This is a genomic window from Oceanobacillus alkalisoli, assembly GCF_022213125.1.
In the GTDB taxonomy this organism is placed as follows: domain Bacteria; phylum Bacillota; class Bacilli; order Bacillales; family Amphibacillaceae; genus Oceanobacillus; species Oceanobacillus alkalisoli.
The window spans coordinates 1-16,374 of sequence record NZ_JAKNRA010000018.1 but is presented as its reverse complement, the minus strand read 5'-3'; the positions used below and the strand labels follow the sequence as shown (position 1 = coordinate 16,374).

Genomic DNA, 16,374 nt, shown 5'->3' with positions numbered 1-16,374 from the left:
GCAAAAACGCTTTGGTCCGTACCAAAGCCCGTTCAACTTATTGTATAAAGTAATCGAGTTCATGATAATGGGGATGCTCCTGTAGGGCAGCCTCACACGTATCACAAATCGCATAAATTTTTATATCACCATTTGCCTGATATTCCATCATTTCTTGTTTTTCCTTTGCTGTTAATCGATCAATTCCCAGAAGCGCGGCATCTAGAACTTGTTCCTCCAGTCTGCCAATCTCTTGGGTGCAATGTCTGCATTGATAGATAATTGCCACGTTAATCGCCTCCTCGGATATCTATAATAAAAGTTTATCCGATTCAGCCCCAATTATACGCAAGCTCCTGCACTTACTGGTTATAATCATTCATAACATCAATGAACGCCTTACCCCCAGCCCAATCTTCACAGGCATCTGCTGCTTTTGCAATACTTTCCCTGACCGTTTCCTGCTCCTGCTTCGCAAAGTCAGCAAGCACATAATCAACGACAGCGACTGCATTTGTTGGTCTCCCCACTCCGAAACGAATCCGGTTAAACTCTTTCGTACCAAGATGTTCGATGAGAGAGCGCATTCCATTGTGACCGCCATGTCCGCCTTTTGCCCGCAAACGAATCTTTCCAGTCGGTAAATCGAGGTCATCATAAATAACGAGCACATCTTCCGCCTCAACACCGAAGTACTCCATCAATGGTCGAACAGCATTACCGGACAAGTTCATGAAGGTCTGAGGTTCCAAGAAAATCACTTTTTCCCCAGCAAGGTTCTCCATTGCATAATCGCCATTAAACTTGTTCTTATTTAATTCGAATCCATGGCGGGAAAGCAGCTCGTCAACGACCATAAACCCAATATTGTGACGTGTTTTCTTGTACTTTCTTCCAGGGTTCCCTAACCCGACAATTAATTTCATGATTACTTCTTCCTTTTGTAAAAATTTTATTCCCTATACGCAAACAGAATTTTCCAAAAACTGACTCCTGTGTTTTCATTGTTCAAAAAGGAGGATAAAAAGGACCGAGGTCGGCTAAATAAGCAACGTCCTGTTGCTTCCACAGGATGTCGTGAGTTCTACGTTGTCCACAGGACCGTGGACGGTTTTAGTAGAACTTCCCTTCGATGTGTCATTTTTACCGGACTTTTTGAACAGCCTTTAACACTTAACAAGCCCTCCCACAGGAAACCAATATGCACCTGATAGGAGGGTTGTTCTTTAATATATCATTGAAATGCTTAAATTATTCTTCGTCTTCTTTTGCATCGACAAGTTCAGGTTCTGCACCTTCGTCTGGAAGCTGTGATTCAGGTTCTTCTTCAGTCGGTGGTACGATTGTAACGATAACCGCATCCGGCTCATCCACGAACTCATACTTATCAGATGTCGGCAGATCTTGAACAGCGATCACATCTCCAATTTGAAGTTCGGATACATCCACTGTGATTTCATCCGGGAAGTTAGCAGGTTTTGCGTTAACAAGCACTTCGTACTGTGGCTGCTGCATAACGCCGCCTTCTTTTGTACCAGCTGCTTCTCCTTCGATACGCACTGGAACAGAAACTTCCATTTCCTCGGACATATCGACAACATAAAAGTCGACGTGAATTAAAGAGTCTTTAATTGGATTGACTTGATATTCGTGAAGCATCACATCAACAGAAGTGTCATTTTCGATGTCCAATGTGATGATTGCGTTTCTTCCTTCGTCACGAACTGTTTTGAGTAGTTCAATGCTATCTACTGCAACAGTTTTTGATTCTTTACCTTTTCCATAAACAACTGCAGGAACTTGGCCGTCTGCACGTAATTGTTTTGTTACTGAGTTACTAAAATCATCTCTTTTTAAGGCTTTAAGCTTTATTGCCATCTTCATCATCCTCCAAATATTTTTCTGCTAAAAACAAGCAAATCTTTTCATATTAATAAATATAAATATATACCTTCTTGGGTAATGATTGAAACTATTAGTCGAATAGAATACTTACAGATTGCTCTTCATGGACACGAATGATCGCCTCACCAATTAAAGGTGCAACAGATAAAGCAGTGATTTTATCCAACTTCTTCTCTTCAGGGAGTGGAATACTGTTTGTAATAACCAACTCTTTAATCGCAGAGTTTTCAATTCGCTCAATAGCTGGCCCTGATAAAACAGGATGCGTACAACAAGCATACACTTCTGTCGCACCATTTTCAATTAAAGCGTCTGCTGCAAGTGTAATTGTGCCACCCGTATCAATAATATCGTCAATTAAAATCGCAGTCTTACCTTCTACATTTCCGATGATATTCATGATTTCCGCAACGTTCGGTTTCGGTCTGCGCTTATCAATAATTCCGAGTGGTGTTTTCAGACGGTCTGCTAGTTTCCGCGCTCTTGTTACACCACCGTGGTCAGGGGAGACAACAATAATGTCTTGTAAGTCCTTTTCCTCAAAGTAGTCAGAAAGAATTGGCACACCTTGTAAATGGTCAATTGGTACATTGAAGAATCCTTGAATCTGTGGTGCATGGAGATCGAGCGTGATAACGCGAGTCGTACCAGCTGTCTCCAAGATATCAGCAACGAGTTTAGCTGCAATCGGTTCACGGGCGCGTGCTTTCCGGTCCTGTCTTGCATAGCCGTAATAAGGCATCACAATATTGATTGACTTTGCTGAAGCACGTTTCAGTGCATCGATCATAATGAGTAATTCCATTACATGATCATTAACTGGTGCTGAAGTCGACTGCAGAACGTAAACATCACTGCCACGAATACTTTCTTCGATGTTGATTTGAACTTCACCGTCACTGAATTTTGATACGGTGCATTTCCCTAGTGGAATGCCAAGATGTTCTGCTATCTCCTCTGCCAGCGCGGGATTTGAATTGAGTGTAAATAGTTTTAGCGAACCATCCTCATATTTAGATGCCATGGAATGAACCCTCCGTTGTTATTTTTTCCCTTTAAATCGTTCTGCATAATCTTCTTTATTTGTCTGTCTTGCTCTTGCAATCGATAGTGCATTTTTCGGTACGTCTTTATTGATTGTTGAACCTGCAGCGACATAAGAACCTTCACCGATTGTAACTGGCGCAATCAAATTGGAGTTACAGCCAACAAATGCATGGTCTTCAATTGTCGTAAGATGTTTATTCTTCCCGTCATAGTTCACTGTAATCGTACCGCAGCCAATATTTACATGTTCTCCAATATTCGCATCACCCATGTAGCTTAAATGGGATACTTTACTATTATTGCCGAGAGAGGTTTTCTTCAATTCGACAAAGTTACCGACCTTCGTATGGTTACCGATGACAGATTCTGGGCGCACATGAGCAAATGGACCAATCACAACACCCTCACCGATTTTACTGTCGTGAACAACACTTCGCTTGATTACTGTCCCTTGTCCAATCGTTGCGTTATGCAGTTCACTATCCGGCCCAATTATAGCGTCTGCTTCAATGGTTGTCTCCCCAGTAATCAACGTACCCGGATAAATTGTCACATCCTGACCGATTACAGCATCCGGTTCGATATACGTATTGTTCGGGTCAATGAATGTAACGCCGTTTTGCATATGCAATTCATTGATACGTTGCTTCATAATCCGTTCCGCTTCAGCAAGTGCTACCCGGTCGTTTACCCCAAGCGTTTCCTCAAAGTTTGGGGTAAGATAAGCGGTAACTAATTTCTTTTCAGCTTTTAAAATTTCAATAACGTCCGGCAAATAATATTCACCTTGAGCATTATCATTGGAAACTTTCTCAAGAGCTTCAAATAAATCCTGATTATTAAAGCAGTATGTACCAGTATTTATTTCATTAACGAGTAATTCGTCATCATTCGCATCTTTATGTTCAATAATGCGCTCCACTTCTTTATCCGCATTCCGAATAACCCTCCCGTATCCAGCAGGGTCAGGAGTGTTGGCTGTTAATATGGTTGCGCTAGCTTCCACCTCCTCGTGATGCTCAACTAGCTTACGAAACGTTTCTCCTGTAATAAGCGGGGTATCTCCGCATGCAACAATTGTCGTTCCTTTAGCATCTTGCAATAGCTCTTTCGCCTGGAGAACGGCATGGGCTGTTCCTAATTGTTCTTTCTGCACGACATATTCTGTTTGTGTTCCAAGCTCTTCTTGCACTTTTTCTGCACCAAAACCAACAACTGTAATATTTTTATCTAAATTAACGGCATTTAACTGATCAATGACATGCTGTACCATCGGCTTTCCCACCACAGGGTGCAGCACCTTATAAAGCTTTGATTTCATTCTTGTACCTTGTCCTGCAGCAAGAATTACCGCATAGCGATTTGTCATAAAGAAACCTCCATTATTCTATTTGTCCACCTTAAAATATATCGCAAACGTTTGAGGATTTCAAGAATTGTTGGGGATATGAATGTTTTTATTGCTGGAAAAGGTAAACCAGAAGGAAGAGTTTGGGACGAGTTATGTCCCAAACCTATGTTATCCAATAAGTGAATGATTTTCATAATTACCAAAGTCGGCTTTTCCATCATATGTAGTTGGGAACGAACCAACTCAACTATATATGGTGATGGTGAAGCATTAAATACGTATTATGAAATTCATTAAATTGATAAGTTTTTTTATAAAATAAGTGCTCATTTACTAAAGCGGCAACGAATCGATAACCTTTTTTACATCTTCTGCCGATTGATCGAGTTGCTTTTTCTCGTCAGTTGTAAGTGGCAGTTCAATCACACGTTCGATTCCCCCACCACCTAAAACGGTAGGAACGCCAAGATAGATGTCTTGATAACCATATTCCCCCTCCAAGTAAGCAATACTCGGTAGAACGCGTTTTTTATCATTTACAATCGCATCGGCCATTTCTACAAGGGAGGCTGCCGGAGCATAATAAGCGCTTCCATTACCAAGCAGATTGACAATTTCTCCGCCGCCTTTTCGTGTCCGTTCTACAATAGCTTTGATTCTGTCTTCGGGAAGTAAATGTTCAATTGGAATGCCCCCTACATTTGAATAACGGATAAGTGGAACCATACTATCACCATGACCACCAAGTACAAATCCAGTTACATCTTCCACCGACACATTCAATTCTTGTGCTACAAACGTATTAAACCGTGCTGTATCAAGCACACCCGATTGACCAATCACACGATGCTTTGGAAAACCAGTTTCCCGGAATATCGTATAGGTCATCGCATCCACCGGGTTACTTAACACGAGAACATAACTGTCTTTTGCATAGGTTACGACTTGCTTTGCTACGTCCCTTATAATCTTCGCATTGATTGATACAAGATCATCCCTGCTCATTCCTGGCTTTCTTGCGATTCCTGCTGTAACAATAACCATGTCTGCATCGGCAATATCGGCATAATCTGACGTTCCAACGACTGAGCTGTTAAATTTTTCCACCGGGCCAGCTTCCTGCATATCCAATGCTTTTCCTTTCGTCGGATTTTCAGCATCAGGTATATCGACTAATACAACATCTCCCAATTCTTTTTGCGCTAATAAAAACGCTGTCGTCGTTCCAGTGAATCCAGCTCCAATCACCGCGAACTTTCTCCGTTTAAAATTCGTCATTTCATCACCTCTACACCACTATTTAAACATGATTCTATTTCAAATAACAATCTGAAAGTTCCCAATCACTCAACTTTCACTCATCGAAATATGAAATTCAACGTAAGTGTTTGCAACTTTCTACTGAAGATCCGCAGTCCAGACACCTCTCGCACCTGCTGAGCGGCTGGTATGCCCGCGGAAAGCATCCATCCACCGGGCAACTAAACGGCAACTAGAGAGCCATTCATGAGAACGAGCAAAACACATACGATGAATGGAAGTGTGTGACTTTTGAAGGAGAGTTATTGGAATAGTTAGCTATTTAAGACTGTGAAAGGTGGGTATTGGGAAAGTAAAACAAAAAAAGAGGCTAACCTATGTAAGATTAGTCCCCCCTGTTTATCATTGATCATCTTAGGAAGCACCTGCTTCTTCAAATTCGACCTCATTTTCTCCCGATAGCCGATAAGCTTCCAGCACTGCCTCTTGAATCTTATTTCTCGTATTGGAATTAATAGGATGGGCAATATCTCTAAATTCTCCATCCGGCGTGCGCTTAGACGGCATTGCTACGAATAGTCCATTGTTTCCGTCAATCACACGAATATCATGGACAACGAATTCCTGGTCCAAAGTAATTGATGCAATCGCTCGCATTCTGCCCTCTGTATTTACGCGGCGCAATCTTACGTCAGTAACTTCCACGATGTTTCACCACCTTTTCCCATTTGAACTCTACATGTATAGTTCAACAAAACTCTTAAAACTCCTGCTTTAATTCATAAAAAAATTAATTTTCTTACTAAAAATTTAAAAAAGGGAAAAGGCTATTCAAGATTAGGTGAAATTACCAGGCACAATTTCCATTTGATTTTCCTTTGTATCTACTTCGGAAATTTTGATAAGTGATGTATAGTTCGTTACTTTTCTTTCTTCATCTTCATCATCTGCTTCTGCAAATACTCCAATCGCTTTCACTTCCGCATCAAACTCGGCAAGCAGATTCGTGATTCCGGTTATCGTTCCGCCCGCTTTCATGAAGTCATCAATGATACATACATTTGATCCTTCTTTCAGACTCCGCTTTGGAAGGACCATCGTTTGAATTCTCCGGGATGAACCAGAGACGTAATTGATGCTGACCGAGGAACCTTCCGTCACTTTCGGGTCCCTTCTTGCAATCACGACCGGCACTTGGAGAAAGGATGCAACCGCATAGGCAAGCGGAATTCCCTTCGTTGCTACCGTAACAATTGCATCCAATTCTATCTCAGAAAATCTGGAAGCAAAGATCCGGCCAATTTCCCGAACGGTTTTCGGGTCACCTAATAGATCGCTCATATATAAATAGCCGCCTGGCAGAATTCGTTCTGGATCTTTCAGTTCCTCGCATAATTCCAAAATGAAAGATTCGTCATGCTCTTCCGTATTTTTTGGAATATAACGGACGCCACCTCCAGCTCCTGTCGTCCGATAAAGCATTCCGAGCCCTTGCTGCTCAAACACAGCATGTATAATATCAAGATCCTCACTAATGGAAGATTTCGTCGTACCGCATAATTCCACAAAGTAAGGTAATTGTGTATGTGTATGGGGATTTTCCAGAAAAAACTGAGTTAACACGATTAGACGGTTACTTCTTTTCATAATGACACCTCAAAACCCGTATATTTTATCTAAATATACCATTTTCATACGTGTTTTGGCAATGTTCACCCGAGGAGACGAACGAGATACACTTCATTACAAAAGCCACGCATTCCGTTATAAATTTTCTTCGCCTTTTGTTGTTGTTCGACTAACCCGTAAACAGTCGGGCCTGTCCCACTCATCAAAACACCTGGTGCTCCCAAATTTTTCATTGTATCTTTAATTTGTTTTACTTCGGGGTGGAGTGAGACTGTAACCGCTTCTAAAGAATTGCCAATATGATTGCAAATCTCGGAAAAGTTTCTTGCATAAAGTGCTTGTATAAGCGCTTCATTATCTGGATGTGTCAGCTCCTCCACCTTCACATGCTGGAAAACGGTTCGGGTCGATACACCGATATCCGGTTTTGCCAAAATAACCCAACAAGGTGGCGGAGAGGGAAGCTTTTCCACAATTTCACCGAACCCCCGCGCAATTGCTGTCTCTCCGTACAGGCTAAATGTCGCATCAGACCCGCATTTAGCTGCTATCGGAGCTAATTCCGCTAGTTCCAGACCGAGGGACCATAAACGATTGAGTCCTCGAATCACAGCTGCTGCGTCGGTACTACCGCCACCGAGACCAGCCGAGACAGGAATATGTTTATCAATCGCAATATGGACACCTTTTGTTATACCGAATGCTTCCTTAAAAAGCTTCGCCGCCCGAAATGCTAAATTCCGTTCATCATTCGGGACATAACGGCTTTCCATAGAAATCGTAATTCGGTCTTCTTCAAGAGAAGTGAATTCCAGCCGGTCGGCCAGATCAACGGTCGTCATGATCATTTCCACATCATGATATTCATCGGTTTCCCGTTTACGTATAACATCAAGCGACAGATTTATTTTTGCTGGTGCCTTCTCTATGATCATCATGCTCCTTCACCTGCTTCAAAAACGAAAAGTTAAACAAATTGTATCATAATCCAAAAAGAGGTGCGACCTTCAATAGCGAAAGCGAATACATAAGAAAAAGGCAAGCGACTAGCGCTTGCCTTTCTCGAGGTTCTCCTCTGCCATCTCGATCGCACGTTTCACCATATTTCCAGCGTCTCGTGCTTTAATGCCACCCCAGCCTTCTTGCTGGACTGTGTCGTAAAACCCTAACTCTTTAGCAATTTCTTCTTTCAGTTGGTCTGACATGATTCCTCGACGCCTTCCCATGAAAAAACAGCTCCTTTTCGTTAGTCTCGTTACGACATGTATAGTTTGACCGTTCTTTGGATAATGAACCGTGGAAGCTTACGGGAATAGTGGGAAAATCCGTAAAAAAATAAAGCAGTGGAATGTTACCGCTCCACCGCTTTATGCACGTCCTTTATTTTTGTTCTAAAAAACTTAGTTCGACTGTTTCTGTTAAAATGTCTGCGTAGCTGTATGACACACGTTCGAATGCATTTTCGTCTTGATCAAGTTCCACGATAAATACAGAAGGATAAGTTTCTGCTAATACCCCGGATCTTACAATCGTTTTTCTTCTGCCACCGTTTGCTTTCAAACGCAAACGTCTACCTATTTGGCAGTCAAGACCTTGCTTAATTTCGTTCAATGTTTTAGCCAATACACTCCACCTCACTGCATCCTATTATAGCACAGGCTCGTTCATTAGTCAAATAAAGCTAAATATTATAACAGGATTGTATTTTACCTGTCAACAATAAAACTTAGGTCTTATTACGTATTATTAGTAATTATTAACTTTTTATGTACGGTTTACATGAAAATTTGCCGTATAACGCTTTATAGCTAGCCAACCCGGTAAAAAAAACAGGTAAATACCCTGACCTAGAACACGGTTAAAAAGTCTGTACCCCTGAAGTAATTGATTTTAACTTACCTGAGCACTGACAGCTCGCATCAGTTCCATTTCCTTTATTTTCTCATTACGATTGGTACTTGGGGAAGCTTATCCGTGGCCTTTTTCATGCACTTCGCTACTGACATAGCTTGTCAGTGATGCATTCCACGCAGTATCGCCGTTACAGGACACAGATAGAGCCTATCATCAACCCGACTCGCTTTGCCTTAGCATAATAGGTCACTGACAGGCTCGATACATCTTTTGGTATTAAAATTCGATGATATTGTTTGTTGGGGTATTTGGATCAGCAGGTTCTTCTTCCTCTGTGCCATCGAGGTACGGCATTCCGGTTCGGAGGAGACCGCGGGTTTCAATGCCACCCATGCCTTTTTCTCCGGTCAATGTATTGCGAAGAACATCTGAAACATTGACACTCTCCATAAAAGAGGTATAAGCAATCTTTGCCGCAATATAAACGGGGTCTAATGCGTGAATGTTAATTCGATACGGCGAGCTGGCAAAATTTGCACCAGCCCTGATAATCGACTCAAAGTGGGATTGACACGCACCTGCAAAGATAACGAGCTGATCAAGATGAGGATTCACTCTCCTTGCTTCCCGTACCGTTTCTGCAAAATACTTAGAATTCCGGTAAGCACGTAAATCTTTCTTCTCGCCTTTATTTTTCGAATAGGAGTCATGACCGGTTACAATAATCAGATTCGGCTGAATCCGTTCAATTAACGGGCCAACTGCCTGAGGCATATCTTTTTCAAGTAAATGAACACCATGCACATGCAGACCCATCCGCTGATACAAACTGATGCATTTCCGTAAATAAATCGGGTCGCCATCCAAATGCAAAACCTTGGCAGGAAGCTGGAAATATGAAAAGTTCCGCTCATAACCACCGCTTATCTGATGGGCCTTCTTCTCTCGCATCAACTGATAATCCTGGCGGAATAAACGATAAGAAAATTCTTCTTTTTCCTTCGAGGTCTTTTGCCTGCTTTCCAAATCTTTCCGATTCACTTTCGTTAGATCGTCCGGCGGTGCATCGGCCTGCAGTCGCATTTCTGTCCCGCTTAGCAGCACCAGTTGCTTTTCTAATTCGGACACACGAAAAACTACATCGTGGTTATAGGATTTCCGTGTCACGATATCACCAATCTTTATATCCATATATCCACCTCCCAGCCCAGCATTCCTTTTATAGGCTATGAGAGGTGTCTACAATCTGTGCTTGTAAATCAATGGCTTCACTGCTTTAATACATTCGTTAAAAAGGCTATCTTTTTCTTCGTATAATCAATTGTATATTTGGAAGGAGTATCCATAAAAACATGTCCCAGTCTTGCTTTATTTTTATCAATCAGATACAGCTCATGCTTTACCCCCAGATCATTTAGCTTTGCGGCAAAATCTTTCGCTTGATCCGGAAATGTTCCAGTATTTCCATCTGCCAGGAAAACAGGTGGAAAACTTTCTGTTGCATGGACAATGACATTCGCTTCTTCAGCATTTTTATCCGTACCATTAATTAAATGTTCTTTTTTAAAATAATTTCTGCTGAATTGATAGAAAGTCCAATTAGAAGAAGCGACTGGGGATTTTGTTTTCCCCATCCTCCTTATATCAAGCGCCGCGGAGTCTAATACAGCAGCCCTAATAGCATCTCGATGAATTACCGGAGCAATGCCAATTTTCTCCGCATATGCCTCATTCGTTTGCACGTTCAAAAACTGTCCGACAATTTGCCCTCCTGCACTACTGCCCGCAAAGATAACTTCTGACATATCTATTCCGAATTCATTCCCATGTTCTTGCATAAATTCGACGGCTTGAGACAGTTGTTCTAACGGCACAGGATAAGTATATTCAGGGGATAGGGCATAATTGATGGAAACAACATTATATCCTGCTCCAAGCATCTGCTCATAATAGGCATTGTCCTCAAGCTTCTTATCACCTATTGTCCAGCCACCGCCATGAACGAAGAAATACGTTGGTCTTTCCGTATCCAGATCATTGTTCACAATGTACACATCCAAATAACTATTTGGGTATTCCTCGCCATATTTAATATCATTTACCTTTAAATGACCGTGCTCGAGGATTGTCTGTTCCATAGCAGGTGCATAATCACGATTGCCATATCCTAATTGCGATTGTGTGATACTCATCAATGGAGCGGGTGTTATAAAGTTTACAATCACAATGAACGAAATCAAACACGACATAACAATACCCGCCGATTTAAGTATCTGTCCTGTAATTTTCCATCCATTCAATCGACCACTTTTGTTCTTAGCTCTTCCCAATCGACTTTTGCCGATAATAAGGCAATAGAGCCCAAGCCCAATTACAAGTATTTGGGCAATTACAAAAGCGGGATACCAATTCATGGCAAGCCAAGCTACCTCAAATGAAATAGCAAGCACACCGAGAATAAGAGCCGTGCCGCGGATCCTTTCTGTATTGTTTTTAATAACAAAACTAAAGACAATAAAACAAATAAGCAAACATAAAATAATTACACCTATGGACCGGACTGCATCTACATAATACCCTTCAAGCCATACGTGAAGCATCAGCAATCCACCTGATGCCCTCCATAAAGCCCTGTATAAGCGTTCCTTCTTCTCTCCTAGCACCATTTACATCACCCAATAAGAATTTTTCTCACCTATCATTAATACTTCCACTCATTTTATCATTAAAAACCTTTCCATTATCACATTAACGTAATTCCTTCTATTTGCTAATCACGATCGACAATTTATAGTTTACATACTTGTTCAGTTCTTTTAAGAAACTGTCCAACAAGTCATTGGATGGAAATTTACATTCTAAAAGATAACACCCTTCACCACTTATTTTATAATTGTTTTGCACATATGATTCTTGTTTTTTGATGAAAGTATGGAAAGGCTGATGATTCATATGATGGGCGAAAACTGTAATAAAGGCATGGACTTCATATCCTAATTTCGCTTGGTCCACTTTGATGGTGTATCCTTCAATCACTCCAGCATCTTCTAATTTTAATACTCGCGCTGTCGCCGCTTCATGTACTGCCCCCTGTCTTAATACATTGTCGGTAAATACCCGGAATAGACAGTTAATCAAAAAAAATCAACCTCTTGTTTTTTATCTGCTTTTAACAAGTAGGTTGACAGCTTCTTTTATTAATTCTCCTTCATCCGTGCCGTCTGCTTCTGCCGCACGGACACATTCAACTAAATTCGTGCTTACAATTACACCTAGTGTTCGATCGACCGCTGACCGAACAGCTGATAATTGTGTAACAACATCCTTACAATCTTTACTCTCTTCCATCATTCTTAAAACGCCGCGGAGTTGTCCTTCCATGCGCTTTACTCTATTTTTCATTTGATCATTATATTCCATCGTTATTCTCCTTCTTTTACATATGGTAAGCAACATTATATTATACCCTAACCCGTATTTTGTCAACATAACCGCATGGCTACTCACCTTCGTAAGTGTTGACAAATTACCCTTAGGGGTATATGATATTAACGAGAAGTCAGATGTATTATGTATTACAAGGTGCAACATATACCCCGTTAGGTAATCCAAGGAAAAATAAAATAGGAGTGTGCTTATGGAAAAAAAAATAGTAATCATTGGCGGAGTTGCTGGTGGTGCCTCCGTGGCCGCCAGAGTGAGAAGATTGGATGAGAATGCAGAAATTATCATGTTTGAAAAAGGGCCTCATGTATCCTTTTCCAATTGTTCCTTACCCTATCATTTGAGTGGGATTGTTGAAAATAGCGAGCAGCTTGTTCTAATCAATCCAGATATATTTAAACAACGCTACAATATTCAAGCAAAGGTCAATCAAGAAGTTATTACAATTAATCGGGATCAAAAAACAATCACCGTAAAAGATTTAATAGCTGATGAAACATATGAAGAAACATACGATAAATTAGTATTGTCGTCTGGAGCAAAACCGATTAAGCCAAACTTGGAAGGTATCGATAATGACAATGTGTTTACAATCCGTAACGTCGTCGATATTGAGAATGTGAGTAATTTCATTAAGCAAAAGGACTTGAAAGATATCGCAGTTGTTGGCGGTGGCTTCATTGGCGTGGAAGTTGCTGAGAATCTCAAACTAGCTGGTCACAATGTATCGTTAGTTGAATTTGCCAACCAAGTCATGGCACCGTACGATTACGATATGGCACAAATCCTTCATAAAGAAATGGTGGATAACGGAATTGAGCTCATTTTAGATGATGGATTGACAAAAATTGAAGACGGTTATATCGAAACAAGTTCAGAAAAAAGGATAAAAGCAGACGCGGTCGTCTTGGCTATCGGTGTGAGGCCGGAAACAACTCTAGCAGAAGAATCCGGACTTGAAATTGGTGGGACTGGAGCAATTAAAGTCGATCATAACTATTTAACAAACGATAAAGATATTTATGCTGTCGGAGATGCAATCGAAGTGCATCATCGCCTCTTACACAAACCGACAAGACTTGCACTCGCAGGTCCTGCCCAAAAGCAAGCGAGGGCGGCAGCTGATCATATGTATGGCATTTCGAACAGGAATCAGGGTGTGATCGGTTCGTCATCCATCAAGCTTTTTGATTTGAATGCAGCTTCAACTGGACTGAATGTGACAACCGCTGAGCAAGCTGGTATATCTCACGATTCGGTTTATGTCATGCCTGCAGATAAAGTGGGCTTGATGCCGGACAGTAATCCGATGCATTTTAAATTAGTCTACGAATACCCGACAGGAAGAATTCTCGGCGCCCAAGCAATCGGAAAAGGAAATGTCGATAAACGGATTGATATCATTGCAACGATGCTCACAATGAATGGAACATTGGAAGACTTAAAAGACCTCGAACTATCATACTCTCCAATGTTAGGAACAGCTAAAGATGTTGTAAACCATGCAGCACTCGTAGCCCTTAATCAGCTGGAGGGACGCTACCAAGAGGTAAAGGTTTCCGAAGTCCGCGGATTAGTTGAGAACAATGCCTTTATAATCGATGCTAGGGAAAAAGGCGAATTTGAATCAGGTCACCTGAAGCATGCAGTCAATATTCCATTAAGTGAGTTCAGGAACCGATTAGATGAAATCCCTACAAACGAACCCGTGTATGTCCACTGCCGTTCTGGTCAACGAAGCTATAATATGGTCATCGCTTTAAATAACCTCGGCTATACAAACATATACAACATTTCCGGTTCCTATTTAGGTATTAATCTCTATGAATATTTTAATGATCTCGTTACTGGAAGAGAAAAAATTGTAACAGCATATAACTTTAACTAATGAAATGAATTTCATAATACGTATTTAATACTTCACCATCACCATATGTAGTTGAGTTGGTTCGTTCCCAACTATATATGGCGATGGAAAAGCCGACTTTGGTAATTATGAAATTCATTCAATGGGGTATTCATCGTGAATCAGACGACAATCGTATATACATCAGCACTATGTCCAGTATGCGGCATGGATGAGCCTCCCTCCACTTAAAGATGAACATCTTTTGAGGTGGGGGTTTCTTATCTTAAAGAAAAAGAGTTCCCTTGCGCATTGGTTAGGAGATGCTCCACCTGATGGTGGTGGGTGTTCTTGATCTCATAATAAGCAACACATCAATACATGTGGGCGGGAACACGCCATTTACTACTCATTGCTTTATGCAACTCGTAGATACGTTATCTCGGTGCTCACTGGTACCGGCAGCATCTTTTTGTATTTGGATTTCGTTAAGATGTTTGCCGCACCATGCAAATCACGATGCGCCTTGTAACCACAAGGGCAATGATAGTTTCTACCGGATGGTTTTCGTTTCTTTTCACAAACAGGGCATGTTTGTGTCGTGTAGGATTCATCTACTAATTCGATCTGGATACCTTTTGCCTCCGCCTTGTAGACGAGGTAACCCAGGAGCTGTCCTACATTCCAATTCGACATTTTTTGTCGATTGGTTCTGTGCAGTCGTTTTCTCTTTTTCGTATGTTTGCTGACATTCCGTGCATCACCAACATGTAACGTGTGGACCGATTCTTCCACAGCCCACTCCACGAAATTTTTCGTGATTTTGTGGCTCGCATCGCGTAATTGTTTATCGCTTTTTGAGAGGATGTACTTTTTAGCACGCTGGTATTTTTTCCATTGGTTCGAGCCTTTTTTACATTTACTCATTTTGATTTGCAGTTCTTTTAGCTTTTGATTGCGGAAACGGTGAATACTTCGCAGCTTCCGGCCAGACAGAATGACACCTTCCCCATGTTCCGTGATCGAAGCGAAGGAGTGGATTTCTCCCATATCGACACCCGCCTCCTGGGTTCCTGCCCGCTCCTCGGGAAGCTGGCCATCATCAAAAGAAACGGACATATATAAGCCGTTGTCATAACAAAGCTCGATTTCTTTGATATCGCCAGATGGTAAATCCGAGGTGAAAACAACAATCGGTTTACGTTTAGCCCCCATGGATAAGATGATTTTGTTTCCTTCTATTTTGAAGGCTTTGTCCACCCACTTCGTATTGTAATGGCGCTTTTTCTTGTAGGGATAGCGCGCGGCAGAAATTCCCTTTTCTCTCGCTTCCTTAGTGCTATCTCTGGCATCTAAGTATTTATGTGCCACTGCTTGGATACTTTGACTGTGAAGGGGGACCGTTTTCTTGATTGCTTTTTGTAAGTGGGTTCGATTGATCCACTTCCCTGTTTGGAGATGATAGTTTTTGGCAACTTCTAAACAAGCATTCCACACATCAGCGGACAGACGATTGCATGCAAACAAGCGATTGATTGTTTCCTTCGATGCATGAAAAGAAACTCGCTTTCCACGATACATGATACATGATACTCCCTTCTACCAGAACTTATGTTCTATTATACCCGAAAGGAAAATCATTATCAATGCTTTCAGACAAAATAAACGATTCATCTCCCACCTACGCTATACTAAGAGGAGGGAGATGAATCGTTTTAATTAGTTAAAAGCTTTCTCGATACATTAGAAATTCCGTACAAGGAAGTGAATGTGGATATGAATCCGGTCGCCATGCTTCAACTAATCACGAAAACAAGAAGACTGTCTGTGCCACAAACGAAGATAAATGGGAAATTGATTTCCGGTTTTAATCCGGAGAAGATGATGCAGGCATTGAATGATTAATTACTATACAAAAGGCTGGGACAAAATTGAACTGCGCCCTGTCAAGTGGACAGTAAAAAAATAAAAATCTATGCCGCAGCCTGGTACCGATATTCTAACGGTGTTAGGCTGTTTAATTTCGTTTGGTATCGTTCTTCATTATAAAATTCCATAT

Annotated in this window: 18 protein-coding genes and 1 pseudogene; 2 read left to right on the top strand and 17 right to left on the bottom strand. The window is 41.3% G+C overall.

Features of this window, described 5'->3' with window-relative positions:
• Nucleotides 1-37: 37 nt before the first annotated feature.
• The 15 genes from fin to L3V42_RS16285 form a co-directional block, all read right to left on the bottom strand.
• Nucleotides 38-268 (bottom strand): anti-sigma-F factor Fin, encoded by a 231-nt coding sequence (gene fin, locus L3V42_RS16355; RefSeq protein ID WP_235763581.1) that lies wholly within the window; start codon nt 266-268, stop codon nt 38-40.
• A gap of 73 nt (nt 269-341) precedes the next feature.
• The gene (gene pth, locus L3V42_RS16350) at nt 342-905 is read right to left on the bottom strand and encodes an aminoacyl-tRNA hydrolase (RefSeq protein WP_238472478.1); all 564 of its coding nucleotides are present in this window, start codon (nt 903-905) and stop codon (nt 342-344) included.
• A gap of 325 nt (nt 906-1,230) precedes the next feature.
• Nucleotides 1,231-1,857, bottom strand: a complete 627-nt coding sequence (locus tag L3V42_RS16345; protein WP_235763583.1) for a 50S ribosomal protein L25/general stress protein Ctc — start codon at nt 1,855-1,857, stop codon at nt 1,231-1,233.
• Between the two features lie 97 nt (nt 1,858-1,954).
• Nucleotides 1,955-2,908, bottom strand: a complete 954-nt coding sequence (locus tag L3V42_RS16340) for a ribose-phosphate diphosphokinase (RefSeq protein WP_235763584.1) — start codon at nt 2,906-2,908, stop codon at nt 1,955-1,957.
• Nucleotides 2,909-2,926: 18 nt separating this feature from the next.
• Nucleotides 2,927-4,300 carry a bifunctional UDP-N-acetylglucosamine diphosphorylase/glucosamine-1-phosphate N-acetyltransferase GlmU gene (gene glmU / locus L3V42_RS16335; protein ID WP_238472477.1) on the bottom strand — a complete coding sequence of 458 codons (1,374 nt, stop codon included), beginning with the start codon at nt 4,298-4,300 and terminating at the stop codon, nt 2,927-2,929.
• Nucleotides 4,301-4,615: 315 nt separating this feature from the next.
• On the bottom strand, nt 4,616-5,560 hold the full coding sequence (mdh, locus tag L3V42_RS16330; RefSeq protein ID WP_238472476.1) for a malate dehydrogenase: 945 nt from the start codon (nt 5,558-5,560) through the stop codon (nt 4,616-4,618).
• A 396-nt stretch (nt 5,561-5,956) separates the two neighbouring features.
• A complete protein-coding gene (gene spoVG / locus L3V42_RS16325; RefSeq protein WP_156857424.1) occupies nt 5,957-6,247 on the bottom strand; it encodes a septation regulator SpoVG in 291 nt (96 codons plus the stop codon).
• A 132-nt stretch (nt 6,248-6,379) separates the two neighbouring features.
• Nucleotides 6,380-7,189, bottom strand: coding sequence for a pur operon repressor (gene purR / locus L3V42_RS16320; protein WP_235763587.1), 810 nt, complete (start codon nt 7,187-7,189; stop codon nt 6,380-6,382).
• Nucleotides 7,190-7,254: 65 nt separating this feature from the next.
• Nucleotides 7,255-8,109 (bottom strand): 4-(cytidine 5'-diphospho)-2-C-methyl-D-erythritol kinase, encoded by an 855-nt coding sequence (ispE, locus tag L3V42_RS16315; protein WP_235763588.1) that lies wholly within the window; start codon nt 8,107-8,109, stop codon nt 7,255-7,257.
• Nucleotides 8,110-8,217: 108 nt separating this feature from the next.
• Nucleotides 8,218-8,397, bottom strand: coding sequence for a small, acid-soluble spore protein, alpha/beta type (locus tag L3V42_RS16310; RefSeq protein ID WP_156857427.1), 180 nt, complete (start codon nt 8,395-8,397; stop codon nt 8,218-8,220).
• 154 nt (nt 8,398-8,551) lie between these two features.
• Nucleotides 8,552-8,794, bottom strand: a complete 243-nt coding sequence (veg, locus tag L3V42_RS16305) for a biofilm formation stimulator Veg (RefSeq protein ID WP_235763589.1) — start codon at nt 8,792-8,794, stop codon at nt 8,552-8,554.
• 507 nt (nt 8,795-9,301) lie between these two features.
• Complete coding sequence (gene yabG, locus L3V42_RS16300) at nt 9,302-10,216, bottom strand: sporulation peptidase YabG (protein WP_235763590.1); 915 nt, start codon at nt 10,214-10,216, stop codon at nt 9,302-9,304.
• Between the two features lie 77 nt (nt 10,217-10,293).
• A complete protein-coding gene (locus L3V42_RS16295; protein ID WP_235763591.1) occupies nt 10,294-11,625 on the bottom strand; it encodes an alpha/beta hydrolase in 1,332 nt (443 codons plus the stop codon).
• 163 nt (nt 11,626-11,788) lie between these two features.
• Nucleotides 11,789-12,160 (bottom strand): Lrp/AsnC family transcriptional regulator, encoded by a 372-nt coding sequence (locus tag L3V42_RS16290; RefSeq protein WP_235763633.1) that lies wholly within the window; start codon nt 12,158-12,160, stop codon nt 11,789-11,791.
• 24 nt (nt 12,161-12,184) lie between these two features.
• A complete protein-coding gene (locus L3V42_RS16285) occupies nt 12,185-12,445 on the bottom strand; it encodes a metal-sensitive transcriptional regulator (RefSeq protein WP_235763592.1) in 261 nt (86 codons plus the stop codon).
• A 217-nt stretch (nt 12,446-12,662) separates the two neighbouring features.
• Here L3V42_RS16285 and L3V42_RS16280 point away from each other — a divergent pair, with 217 nt between their 5' ends.
• Nucleotides 12,663-14,357, top strand: a complete 1,695-nt coding sequence (locus tag L3V42_RS16280) for an FAD-dependent oxidoreductase (RefSeq protein WP_238472475.1) — start codon at nt 12,663-12,665, stop codon at nt 14,355-14,357.
• Here L3V42_RS16280 and L3V42_RS18370 read toward each other — a convergent pair.
• Both L3V42_RS18370 and L3V42_RS16275 read right to left on the bottom strand, forming a co-directional pair.
• Entirely contained in the window at nt 14,350-14,475 is a 126-nt protein-coding gene (locus L3V42_RS18370) for a hypothetical protein (RefSeq protein ID WP_255771100.1), read from the bottom strand. The genes L3V42_RS16280 and L3V42_RS18370 overlap by 8 nt on opposite strands.
• 257 nt (nt 14,476-14,732) lie before the next feature.
• Nucleotides 14,733-15,896: an RNA-guided endonuclease InsQ/TnpB family protein gene (locus L3V42_RS16275; protein ID WP_238472474.1), complete on the bottom strand. Its 1,164-nt coding sequence runs from the start codon at nt 15,894-15,896 to the stop codon at nt 14,733-14,735.
• Nucleotides 15,897-16,049: 153 nt separating this feature from the next.
• On the opposite strand from L3V42_RS16275, the pseudogene L3V42_RS16270 reads away from it, so the two are divergent.
• A pseudogene (locus L3V42_RS16270) lies at nt 16,050-16,220 on the top strand (glutaredoxin family protein); the annotation flags it as partial.
• Nucleotides 16,221-16,374: the final 154 nt, after the last annotated feature.

Bases quoted from the DNA above. Each gene is read 5' to 3' on its own strand.
- pth (WP_238472478.1), bottom strand. From the start codon at position 905: ATGAAATTAATTGTCGGGTTAGGGAACCCTGGAAGAAAGTACAAGAAA.
- L3V42_RS16345 (WP_235763583.1), bottom strand. From the start codon at position 1,857: ATGGCAATAAAGCTTAAAGCCTTAAAAAGAGATGATTTTAGTAACTCA.
- L3V42_RS16340 (WP_235763584.1), bottom strand. From the start codon at position 2,908: ATGGCATCTAAATATGAGGATGGTTCGCTAAAACTATTTACACTCAAT.
- glmU (WP_238472477.1), bottom strand. From the start codon at position 4,300: ATGACAAATCGCTATGCGGTAATTCTTGCTGCAGGACAAGGTACAAGA.
- mdh (WP_238472476.1), bottom strand. From the start codon at position 5,560: ATGACGAATTTTAAACGGAGAAAGTTCGCGGTGATTGGAGCTGGATTC.
- purR (WP_235763587.1), bottom strand. From the start codon at position 7,189: ATGAAAAGAAGTAACCGTCTAATCGTGTTAACTCAGTTTTTTCTGGAA.
- ispE (WP_235763588.1), bottom strand. From the start codon at position 8,109: ATGATGATCATAGAGAAGGCACCAGCAAAAATAAATCTGTCGCTTGAT.
- L3V42_RS16310 (WP_156857427.1), bottom strand. From the start codon at position 8,397: ATGGGAAGGCGTCGAGGAATCATGTCAGACCAACTGAAAGAAGAAATT.
- yabG (WP_235763590.1), bottom strand. From the start codon at position 10,216: ATGGATATAAAGATTGGTGATATCGTGACACGGAAATCCTATAACCAC.
- L3V42_RS16295 (WP_235763591.1), bottom strand. From the start codon at position 11,625: ATGCTTCACGTATGGCTTGAAGGGTATTATGTAGATGCAGTCCGGTCC.
- L3V42_RS16285 (WP_235763592.1), bottom strand. From the start codon at position 12,445: ATGGAATATAATGATCAAATGAAAAATAGAGTAAAGCGCATGGAAGGA.
- L3V42_RS16280 (WP_238472475.1), top strand. From the start codon at position 12,663: ATGGAAAAAAAAATAGTAATCATTGGCGGAGTTGCTGGTGGTGCCTCC.
- L3V42_RS18370 (WP_255771100.1), bottom strand. From the start codon at position 14,475: ATGAATTTCATAATTACCAAAGTCGGCTTTTCCATCGCCATATATAGT.
- L3V42_RS16275 (WP_238472474.1), bottom strand. From the start codon at position 15,896: ATGTATCGTGGAAAGCGAGTTTCTTTTCATGCATCGAAGGAAACAATC.